Below are 7,305 nucleotides of genomic sequence, written 5' to 3' on the forward strand. Positions count from 1 at the left end.
ATCTTTAGCCGATTTGAGCAGGAATATTGAGGTTAAAGCTTGAGGAATTATGAGTTTGTTAAAGTCACTCGATGGTACAAGTTAGAATGAAAAACAGGCTTAAGCAGCACAATATAACTGATGCAGGGTTTGCATAATCGTCAGGATTCTGGGGTCAGATACTTGATAGAAAATCTGTTTACCTTCACGACGAGTGCTGGCCATATTATTTTTACGCAGTACAGTCAGTTGTTGGGACAGTGTTGGTTGATGAATATCAGTGCTTTCCTCAATTTTCTGTACATTGAGTTCGCCTTCTACCAAGACACATAAAATTTTTAGGCGGTCAGGATTTGATAAGACTTTTAAGTAGTTTGTGACTATATCGACTTCCGAAAAATCAATTTTAGCCTGATTAGTTCCAGTATTCATTACGATCTCCTTCAGTCGTGTATAGTTAAAAATCATTTATGAAAGAATATCACAGAGTGCTTGATTAATATTATATATTATATATTATAAATAAATATATTGTAAATTTAAGTAGACTCGCTATGCATGATTTCCTGATTGCTTTTCTCGGCGGTTTGATGCTCGGTGTATCGGTCGTTGGTTACCTGTATGTGCATGGTCGTATCGCAGGCATCAGTGGCTTAATCGGACAGGTGCTGAATCCTAAAACGATGTTTAAAACACCTGCGATCTGGTTCATGGCGGGTTTAATAACGCTGCCATTTATCTATGGACTGTTTGTTCAGCCAGAAATTGAATTGAATGCGAGTCCGCTGATGCTGGTGGTTGCGGGTCTCTTGGTCGGCTTTGGTACACGCTTAGGTTCAGGCTGTACCAGCGGTCATGGCATTTGCGGGATGAGTCGTTTGTCTAAACGTTCCATCGTGGCCACCATGAGTTTCATGTTTGCTGGTTTTGTCACTGTTTATATTGTTCGTCACGTGACTGGAGCATTTTAAAATGAAAAATATTTTAGCTTTTATTTTTGGTGCTCTTTTTTCTGTCGGACTGATGGTTTCAGGCATGTCCAATCCGGAAAAAGTGCTGGATTTCCTGGATCTGTTTGGTGACTGGGATGCCAGTCTGGCCTTTGTCATGATGGGTGCAATTGCCGTGGCATTTATTCCATTTCAAAAAGCCATGCGTTCTGCAGCACCGAAAACCGTATTTAACGAACCTATTGTATTGCCAACCAGTCAAAAACTTGATCCACGCTTAATCATTGGCAGCCTGTTGTTTGGTATCGGCTGGGGGATTGCTGGGGTATGTCCAGCACCAAGTTTCACCTTGATTGGCCTGGGGCATTACCAGGTCTTCTATTTTATTATCGCGATGTTGATTGGCATATTGCTGCACCGTAAATGGGCGGGAGAATAACCATGGCAAAATACCCACTGGTACAGGATTTTTTTGACGAGGCGACCAATACCTTCAGTTACGTGGTATCCGATCCAATGACAAAGCGCTGTGCCATCATTGACAGTGTGCTGGATTATGATGCGGCATCTGCAACCACTTCAACCACACAGGCAGATCGTATCATTGCTTATGTCAAAGCACAGACTTTAGAAGTGGAATGGATTTTGGAAACCCATGTTCATGCAGATCATCTGACTGCAGCCCAATATTTGAAACAGGAACTGGGTGGGAAAATTGCAATCAGCCAGAAAATCGTTGTGGTGCAAGAAACCTTTGCTGCAATTTATCATCTGGATCTCAAGCAGGTGAATGCTAGTCAGCCATTTGATCATTTATTTGAAGATGGTGAACATTTCAAAATCGGTGAGCTGGATGTCTATAACATTCCAACACCGGGACATACACCTGCTTGCCTGAGCTATGTGGTGGAAGATGCCGTCTTTGTCGGCGACACGCTGTTTATGCCGGACTATGGTACGGCACGTTGTGATTTTCCAAAGGGCAGTGCAGAAACGCTTTTTGATTCGGTACACAGCCTGTATCAGCTACCAGAAGATACTCGGGTCTTCTTGTGTCATGACTATCTGCCTGAGTCACGTCATGCGTATCAGTGTGAAACAACTGTTCAGATGCAGAAACAGCATAATATTCATGTGCATAGCGGGGTAAGTAAAGCAGATTTTGTCGCAATGCGTCAGCAGCGTGATGCCGGACTGAGTATGCCGAAGTTGATCCTGCCTTCCATTCAGATCAATATGAAAGGTGGACAGTTCCCAACGCCAGAACAGAATGGGGTTTCTTATTTAAAACTTCCGCTTAATTACTTCAAATAGGCATGTTTCAAGATTAAACAAAAAGGTTTGTCTTTTGTTTAATTGCATTAGCAAAGAGAGGAACAGTGGCTATGTGGGTGTTAATACTGGAAGGGTTAGCCATCGGTGGCTTGCTGGGTTTAACCGGTGCTGGTGGCGGCATTCTGGCTGTACCGGCACTGATGGCGAGTCAGGGCTGGACTGTGGCACAGGCTGCGCCTGTGGGCTTGCTGGCAGTGACTCTGTCCGCCTTGGTTGGAACGTTCGAGGGTTTATTCAAGCGTATTGTACGTTATCGCGCTGCGCTCTGGATCGCCCTGATCAGTATTCCTTCAGCACGCTATGGCGTGCATCTGGCTGGTATTGTTTCTCCGGTCTGGCTGACGATGGCTTTCAGTCTGGTCATGCTGATTGTAGCCTACCGGATATTCTTTAACAAAGTTAATGACCATGAGAATACACCGTGTAAGGTCAATCAAACGACCGGTCGCCTGATCTGGAATGTGAAAACTGCCTCGTTCCTCGCCGGTATTGGCGTAGTGGCGGGTTTACTGACCGGCTTGCTCGGGGTGGGCGGCGGTTTTGTGATTGTCCCGGCACTGCGTAAATTCACCGACCTCGATATGCGCAGTATCGTTGCGACTTCTCTAATGATTATTTTCCTGATTGGTGGTGTCAGTATTTCTGCACACGTGCTAGATGGCTTTCAATATCCTGTTTCGGTCACGCTGACTTTTGTCCTGGCCTGTATTGTAGGGATGTTAATTGGACGCAGTCTGATGCACCGAATTGAAAGTAACCGGGTTCAGAAGATTTTTGCCACAACTGTGATTGGGGTAGCTGTGTATTTAATTTATTCAGCACTCATGGGCTAGTCCCGTGAAATTTTTTACGGATAAAAATAGAAGGTCAGATTCTGGATGACAGATAAATACCCTATTTTTCTGTCATCTGAATGAATATCAAACAGGTGTACAGTCTGAAATAATTTTATCAAACTGACGGTTTGCAATAGCAGTGATCACTGCAACAGTGCTGAAACAGCCGGGGTGGGAGCTACAACAAAGCGTTTTTTAGCTGCTGAACTAGCATTTATAACAAATGAAGCTGATTTTGATGAGCGAGGAAGAATGAAAATGATGAAAACTGCAGAGCAATTGATCCGGAATGCGAAAAACCGGATTCAGGAAGTGAGTGTAGCTGAACTGTTTGAAGCGATGAAAAACCATAAAACCATTCTGATTGATGTTCGGGAACCGGATGAATTTCAGGCGGCAGCGATAGACCGGGCGGTGAATTATCCTCGTGGTGTTTTAGAAATGAGGATTCACCAGCATCCTTTGGTTAGCCATCATTGCGATACCATGCAGGCACTGGAACATCTAAAAGATCAGCCGATCTATTTGATCTGTGGCACGGGTGGACGTTCAGCATTGGCAACCGATACTTTACAGAATATGGGATTTACTCAGGTGAAGTCGGTTCAAGGTGGCTATCAGGCTTGGCTGGAACAGGGCTATCCGGTAGAAAAATAAGCTTTTGAATATAAAAACTTGATTGTTGATTTTTAATTTGAGAAAAAATTATGAAATACAAAGAATTAACCCAAAATATTTCAGGTAGTTTAAGAACTCTAAGCCAGGATTCACCAGATTTAATGAAAAGTTTCAATCAATTATCCCAGATCGCAATGCATGATGGTGTGATTGATCCAAAAACCAAGGAATTGATTGCCTTGGCGATTGGTGTGGCTGCACGTTGTGATGGTTGTATCGGTTTTCATGTCAGGACCCTGGTCAAAATGGGCATGACCCTACAGGAGCTGGAGGAAGTTCTGGGCGTTGCGGTGTATATGGGCGGTGGACCTTCATTGATGTATGCTGCAAATGCGCTGGAAGCATTCAAAGAGTTTTCCAACTGATTGGATAGTCAAGTAAATGGAGGGATGAAATGAGTCAGCACTGGAATGAATTGTATGCCCAGACGCAGGACCTATACGGCACAGCAGCAAACCTGTTTATTCAGGAGATTGCGGGGGAAATCCTGATAGAAGGTAAAACACTGGCAATTGCTGAAGGAGAAGGAAGGAATATCCTTTACCTGGCTGAGCAGGCAAGACAGTATAATTATCCTTTTTCGGCGGAAGTTTGGGATTATTCCGATGTTGCTTTGAAGCATCTGTCCAGCAAAGCCGAAGCTACAGGGATAAAGCTTGAACTCCGACATGTTGATTTAACAGCAGCGAAATGGCCGTCCGAGCGTTATCAAAACGTGATTTGTGTATTTGGTCATTTCGATACAGAAACGCAAAAACAGGTTTTAGAAGGCATAAGAAAGTCCTTGCTAAACGGTGGATGGTTTATCGGTGAGCTGTATTCCAAGGAGCAGATCAACTATAAAACTGGTGGCCCTAAAAATATCGAATATTTATACGATCCGTGGGATATTTTGCAGGTTTTCAAGCAGGATCATATCCATCATTTTTATGTTGGAGAGCAAGAAAGACAGGAGGGAGAATTACATTGCGGTAAATGTCATGTTATTCAATTTGCGATACAAGTGATGAAGTAAAAATAAGTGAATTATTAAATGTGATGTAAATATTCAGCATTGCAGTACTTTAAGAAAGAGGTTTTATTATGTCAAATCGGTTCAAAAATAAAGTTGCCCTAGTTACTGGTGCGGGTTCTGGAATTGGGAAAAGCACAGCTATGCTTTTAGCGAAGCAGGGTGCAAGTGTTGTAGTCTCGGATATTAACTTTGAAGCAGCACAGAAAGTTGCTGAGAAAATTGTATCTTTAGGCGGTAAAGCGGCTGCGAATAAAGCCAATACGGCTGAACCTGAAGACATGAAAGCAGCGGTTGAATTTTCAATTAGCATGTATGGTGCCCTTCATTTAGCTTTTAACAATGCTGGAATATTGGGTGACGTTCAGCCAATTGCAGATTTAAGTATTGAAGCTTGGCGTCGTGTGATTGATATTAATTTGAATGCGGTCTTTTATGGCCTACATTATCAAATCCCTGCAATATTGGCAGCCGGCGGTGGTGCAATTGTGAATACAGCATCAATTTTAGGTTTAGTTGGGACTGAAAATATTTCTGGTTATGTTGCAGCTAAGCATGGTGTAACCGGGCTTACTAAAACGGCTTCGCTAGAATATGCTAAAAAGGGTATTCGTATTAATTCAGTACATCCTGGTTATATTAAAACGCCTTTAATTGGTGAGTTTGATGAAGCTGAACTGATAAAATTGCATCCAGTTGGTCGTTTAGGAAATCCGGAAGAAGTTGCTCAGGTCGTTGCTTTCTTACTCTCTGATGATGCATCTTTTGTAACGGGCAGCCAGTATGTAGTAGATGGGTCATATACTTCACAATAGTTAATTTTAGGAAAGGCCTTCATTTGATTGAGAAGGTTTTCCTTTTGTAATTTATTAGAAGCATCTGTCTTACAAATAAAAAATGCCTGATGAAATTCGTCAGGCATTTATATGAAATATAGTGTCAACCTATTTCAAACCTAGACAATTTAATGTTTTGATCAAATAGCAGTTAGGTAAGATGTATTTTATCAGCGAAAGTTCCCACTAACTTTTAATGGAAACTTTAACTATGGTTTTAGATTTTATTCATAGGCGAGTTAAAGTAAACTGTTAATAAAATTATCAGGATCAATTTCATCCGTCACAATAACATGTACGCCAATATTTTTGAGTTTTTCTCGCAATCTGTCCCCCATCCCTGTGGTTACGAACATGTCCATAGGTAACAGTTTTTCTAGTACCTCACCCGACTGAGAAAATGATGCTTCTTTCTCCACCTCAATGAGCTGTTTGTCCATAACTTTCCCATCTTTGAGCTCATATTTCCAGAATTTTCGGCATTTCCCAGCGTGCGGAGTAATATGACGTCGGTTCTGTGATGTAATTACAATTACCATAAAGATTTCTCCAAACCAAACCGATACTACTGCTCTTTATAGGTATGTATCGGTTCATGATGATTCATAAGTTAAGCTTGTAGTGATAAAAACTATTCAAAAACATAACTAATACTATTCAAGCAAGATTTTCTAAAACAAAATGAGGTGACTTGATAAAAAGTTTTAGCAAAGCTTGGGCTGCGCTTGAGGGATTACGAACTCCACGTTCCCAGCTTTCTAGGGTACGGGAAGAAATACACAGCTTGGCCGCCAGTTCTGTCTGTGAAATATTGAGAGTTTGCCGGATCCTTACAATTTGTTGTGCTAAATCCAGACAACAGCTGTTATTAAAATCACTTTTTAGGTGATGTGCCTGATCATGCTGAAGTAGATTCATCATTGTGTCCTCCTTATCGATATACTAAAAAGTTGTAATAACACTTTGAAAAATTAGAAAGTCATTGAGACTGTGATAGTTGGACTTCAAATAAATTTGAATACAGATAAATTAAAAGCCATATTCATTATTACGGATAGGATCACTGTGACTGAAGATGCTAATTATGAGCTGCTCACATGTTCTGGATAGATGAATATTTTCAGCCATATCGCAAACTAGGAAGACTGCTCAGCAATACCATATCTGCTGATTTAGTGGATGAGTGTTAAAGGAGGAGCACGACCCTGAGGTATCAGGAACCACGGAGCAGGTAGGGACAGCGTATATGGGACAAATGTACTGAAGAACTGCAGTAAGGTCTGAGTTCTGATCAGTACTAGTCTGAATTTGGTATCCAGTAGCGGTAGGGTATAGCTGTGCACTAGGCAAAACTGGCAGTCATGACCGGTATGTGCATCATCCCGCTCTTGATGTTCATGTCGATCCTGCACATGTGTGAAGACATGTGCATTATTTTGGTCTGCTCCGCTGGCTTGATTGCTATGCGGATGTGATGTTGCGAAGCTGTGGTGTGGATGAACGTTAGTAACTTCTAGATGTAATGCTGCGGCAATAGTTTTACATACCGAAAAAACACTGTGTTTTTCTGGCAATAAAGGCTGCAGGAACACAGCGATCTGTAACAAGATTGCTGATAACCCGAGCAATCTTCCCAACATCATGAGCACTTCACTACACTTTTATGGACATTACATAGG

Annotated in this window: 11 protein-coding genes; 8 read left to right on the top strand and 3 right to left on the bottom strand. The window is 41.9% G+C overall.

What is annotated here, in order from left to right:
• Positions 1–99: 99 nt before the first annotated feature.
• A complete protein-coding gene (locus tag Q0017_RS12815) occupies positions 100–411 on the bottom strand; it encodes a metalloregulator ArsR/SmtB family transcription factor (protein WP_121523853.1) in 312 nt (103 codons plus the stop codon).
• Between the two features lie 122 nt (positions 412–533).
• Between Q0017_RS12815 and Q0017_RS12820 the strand changes: the two genes are divergently transcribed.
• From Q0017_RS12820 to Q0017_RS12855, 8 genes are all read left to right on the top strand, one after another.
• Positions 534–950 carry a YeeE/YedE family protein gene (locus tag Q0017_RS12820; RefSeq protein WP_121523855.1) on the top strand — a complete coding sequence of 139 codons (417 nt, stop codon included), beginning with the start codon at positions 534–536 and terminating at the stop codon, positions 948–950.
• A 1-nt stretch (position 951) separates the two neighbouring features.
• Positions 952–1,368, top strand: a complete 417-nt coding sequence (locus Q0017_RS12825) for a YeeE/YedE family protein (protein WP_121523857.1) — start codon at positions 952–954, stop codon at positions 1,366–1,368.
• A 2-nt stretch (positions 1,369–1,370) separates the two neighbouring features.
• Positions 1,371–2,243 carry an MBL fold metallo-hydrolase gene (locus Q0017_RS12830; RefSeq protein ID WP_298147544.1) on the top strand — a complete coding sequence of 291 codons (873 nt, stop codon included), beginning with the start codon at positions 1,371–1,373 and terminating at the stop codon, positions 2,241–2,243.
• Positions 2,244–2,314: 71 nt separating this feature from the next.
• Positions 2,315–3,097, top strand: a complete 783-nt coding sequence (locus Q0017_RS12835; protein WP_298147547.1) for a sulfite exporter TauE/SafE family protein — start codon at positions 2,315–2,317, stop codon at positions 3,095–3,097.
• A gap of 264 nt (positions 3,098–3,361) precedes the next feature.
• Entirely contained in the window at positions 3,362–3,757 is a 396-nt protein-coding gene (locus tag Q0017_RS12840) for a rhodanese-like domain-containing protein (protein ID WP_074947821.1), read from the top strand.
• A 50-nt stretch (positions 3,758–3,807) separates the two neighbouring features.
• Positions 3,808–4,143, top strand: coding sequence for a carboxymuconolactone decarboxylase family protein (locus Q0017_RS12845; RefSeq protein ID WP_074947809.1), 336 nt, complete (start codon positions 3,808–3,810; stop codon positions 4,141–4,143).
• Between the two features lie 29 nt (positions 4,144–4,172).
• Positions 4,173–4,793 (top strand): class I SAM-dependent methyltransferase, encoded by a 621-nt coding sequence (locus tag Q0017_RS12850; protein ID WP_074947810.1) that lies wholly within the window; start codon positions 4,173–4,175, stop codon positions 4,791–4,793.
• A 68-nt stretch (positions 4,794–4,861) separates the two neighbouring features.
• Positions 4,862–5,605: an SDR family NAD(P)-dependent oxidoreductase gene (locus Q0017_RS12855; protein ID WP_074947811.1), complete on the top strand. Its 744-nt coding sequence runs from the start codon at positions 4,862–4,864 to the stop codon at positions 5,603–5,605.
• A gap of 260 nt (positions 5,606–5,865) precedes the next feature.
• On the opposite strand, the gene Q0017_RS12860 is transcribed toward Q0017_RS12855, so the two are convergent.
• Both Q0017_RS12860 and Q0017_RS12865 read right to left on the bottom strand, forming a co-directional pair.
• On the bottom strand, positions 5,866–6,165 hold the full coding sequence (locus Q0017_RS12860) for a NifB/NifX family molybdenum-iron cluster-binding protein (RefSeq protein ID WP_120366198.1): 300 nt from the start codon (positions 6,163–6,165) through the stop codon (positions 5,866–5,868).
• A gap of 118 nt (positions 6,166–6,283) precedes the next feature.
• Positions 6,284–6,544, bottom strand: coding sequence for a helix-turn-helix domain-containing protein (locus Q0017_RS12865; protein ID WP_074947822.1), 261 nt, complete (start codon positions 6,542–6,544; stop codon positions 6,284–6,286).
• Between the last annotated feature and the right edge of the window lie 761 nt (positions 6,545–7,305).

The sequence above is a fragment of the uncultured Acinetobacter sp. genome (genome assembly GCF_947624825.1).
Lineage (GTDB): Bacteria > Pseudomonadota > Gammaproteobacteria > Pseudomonadales > Moraxellaceae > Acinetobacter.